The sequence below is a fragment of the Streptomyces sp. NPDC029956 genome (assembly GCF_055574655.1).
In genome coordinates, this window is record NZ_JBVHZJ010000087.1 from 23,504 (window position 1) to 26,096 (window position 2,593).

3 protein-coding genes are annotated in these 2,593 nt (G+C 73.0%); 2 read left to right on the top strand and 1 reads right to left on the bottom strand.

Going from position 1 to position 2,593, the window contains the following annotated elements:
• Positions 1-162 precede the first annotated feature (162 nt).
• Positions 163-762: a hypothetical protein gene (locus tag ACZ4XX_RS38110; RefSeq protein ID WP_468512395.1), complete on the bottom strand. Its 600-nt coding sequence runs from the start codon at positions 760-762 to the stop codon at positions 163-165.
• A gap of 250 nt (positions 763-1,012) precedes the next feature.
• On the opposite strand from ACZ4XX_RS38110, the gene ACZ4XX_RS38115 reads away from it, so the two are divergent.
• The gene (locus ACZ4XX_RS38115; protein ID WP_266895639.1) at positions 1,013-1,873 is read left to right on the top strand and encodes a bifunctional methylenetetrahydrofolate dehydrogenase/methenyltetrahydrofolate cyclohydrolase; all 861 of its coding nucleotides are present in this window, start codon (positions 1,013-1,015) and stop codon (positions 1,871-1,873) included.
• A gap of 1 nt (position 1,874) precedes the next feature.
• Positions 1,875-2,462: a DUF3017 domain-containing protein gene (locus ACZ4XX_RS38120; protein ID WP_468512396.1), complete on the top strand. Its 588-nt coding sequence runs from the start codon at positions 1,875-1,877 to the stop codon at positions 2,460-2,462.
• The last annotated feature ends 131 nt before the right edge of the window (positions 2,463-2,593 follow it).

Below are 2,593 nucleotides of genomic sequence, written 5' to 3' on the forward strand. Positions count from 1 at the left end.
CCACCCCCCCCTCTCGCTGCCCCCCCCCCCCCACTACCCCCCCCCCCTTGCGGGATATCCCCCTACCCCCCCTCCCCCTCCCCCCACCCCCCCCCCCCCCCCCCCCCTCCCCTCCCCCTTCCCCCCCCCCCCCCCCCCCCCCCCCCCCCCTCCACGTGTGGATCAGTACTGCTGCTTGTTGCGGTTGAACCAGGCGGCGCCGTCCGACTTCGCCACGAAGACGATGACCAGGACGGCCAGGGCGAGGCCCACGATGCCGAGGGGCAGCGAGAACAGGCTGAACAGCACGCTGACCGAGGAGTAGACGATGGTGCCGATCCGGACGCCGTTGCCGCCGGAGCGGAACTTGGCGGCGAGCACCATGCCGACGGCGGCGAAGATCAGCGAGAAGATGCCGAGGCCGATCAGGATGCCCTGGCCCAGGTCGCCGAAGGCGTCGACGTCGGCGGACGAGGCGCCGGACTTCTCCAGCTCGCTGTCGAGCGCGAACGACATGGCGATCACGGCGAGGCCGCCGATGACGTTGAACGCGCCGCTGATCCACATCATGACGCGTGCGGCCTTCACCCCGCCCGGCATCTCCGTGATCGCGCCCGGGTAGCCGCCGCCACCGTACGGCGAGACCGGCGGGGCGGCGGGGTAGCCGTAGCCCTGCTGAGGCGGCACGCCCTGGGGCGCCTGCGGGTAGCCGTAACCGGGCTGCTGGCCCTGGCCCTGACCCTGCGGCTGGCCGTACGGGTTGTTCGGGTCACCGAAGCTCATCGCGGGTTTCCTCCGTGAATCTCTCTGTGCGGGGACGACGCGGCCCGCGCGGAGGACTTTTCACGGGATGTGAGCGGATTCCCCCCGGCACTTTCCGCGGTACTTCGCCGATCATCGTGGTCGCTTGGTCGACTTTTTGTCCAGTCGATACGCATCTGAGTTGTGCAAGTGCAACCCGTCGCTCCGTGTGATCGGCCGCCCGGCACGAGCGAATTGGAACAAGGCGGGGGTCATCCGGGAGGATGTATCCATGAGCGCCCAGATTCTCGATGGCAAGGCCACCGCAGCTGCGATCAAGTCCGATCTGACCGTCCGTGTGGCGGCCCTCAAGGAGCAGGGCGTCACACCGGGACTCGGCACCGTCCTGGTCGGCGACGACCCGGCCAGCCAGAAGTACGTGGCGGGCAAGCACCGCGACTGCGCCCAGGTCGGCATCGCCTCCATCCAGCGCCACCTTCCGGCGACCGCCACGCAGGAGGAGATCGAGGCGGTCGTACGCGAGCTCAACGAGGACCCGACCTGCACCGGGTACATCGTCCAGCTCCCGCTGCCGAAGGGCATCGACGAGAACCGCATCCTGGAGCTGATGGACCCGGCCAAGGACGCCGACGGTCTGCACCCGACCAACCTCGGTCGGCTCGTGCTCAACGAGCCCGCCCCGCTGCCCTGCACGCCGAACGGCGTCATCACACTGCTCCGCGCGCACGGCGTGGAGATCAACGGCGCGGAGGTCGTGGTCGTCGGCCGCGGTGTCACCATCGGCCGCCCGATGCCGCTCATCCTCACCCGCCGCTCCGAGAACGCGACCGTGACCCAGTGCCACACCGGCACCCGGGACCTGTCGGCGCACCTGCGGAACGCCGACATCATCGTCGCGGCGGCCGGTGTGCCGCACCTGATCAAGCCCGAGGACGTGAAGCCGGGCGCGGCCGTCCTCGACGTCGGCGTCTCGCGCAACGGCGAGGGCAAGATCCTCGGCGATGTGGACCCCGGTGTCGCCGAGGTGGCCGGCTGGATCTCCCCGAACCCCGGCGGTGTCGGCCCGATGACCCGTGCCCAGCTCCTCGTCAACGTCGTCGAGGCCGCCGAGCGCGCGGCCGCGGCGCTCTGACGTGACCCCCGGGACCCCGGGCGCAGCCGGGACCCCGGACGGGGCCGGCGACGGCTCGTCGAAGAACGGGAGCGTCCCGGCGTCGGGCGCGCGCGCCTCGGGCTCCGGCGCCTCGGCCGGTGGTGCTGCGAGTGGTGGTGCTGCGAGCACGGGTGCCTCGGCCGGCGGCTCCGCGCCCGGTGGCGCCACGGCCTGGAAGCGGCCCGCGCCGAGCCTCACCACCGACACCGCGCGGCCCGAGGGCGGCGGCCGGGCGGCTCCCGGCGACGCCCCGGCCCCCGCCCGGCAGTGGCCGCTGCTCACCGTGCTCGGTCTCGCCGGGCTCGGTCTGCTCGTGGTCGGGACGGACGCCTTCCTGCAGTCGTTCCGCATCGGCACGATGCTGGTCGGCGCGGCGCTCCTGGTGGGTGCCGTGCTGCGCCGGGTGCTGCCCTCGGTGGGCATGCTCGCCGTACGGTCCCGCTTCACGGACATGATCACGTACGGGGTCATGGGTGGCCTGATCGTGCTGCTCGCGCTCATGGTGCAGCCGTCGCCCTGGCTGAAGATCCCGTTCCTGGAGGACATCCTCCATCTGACGGTCACCTGACGGTCGCCCGAGGTCCGGACGCCCCGGACGGCAGGTGGCGGGGGGGGGGGGGGGGGGGGGGGGGGGGGGGGGGGGGGGGGGGGGGGGGGGGGGGGGGGGGGGGGGGGGGGGGGGGGGGGGGGGGGGGGGGG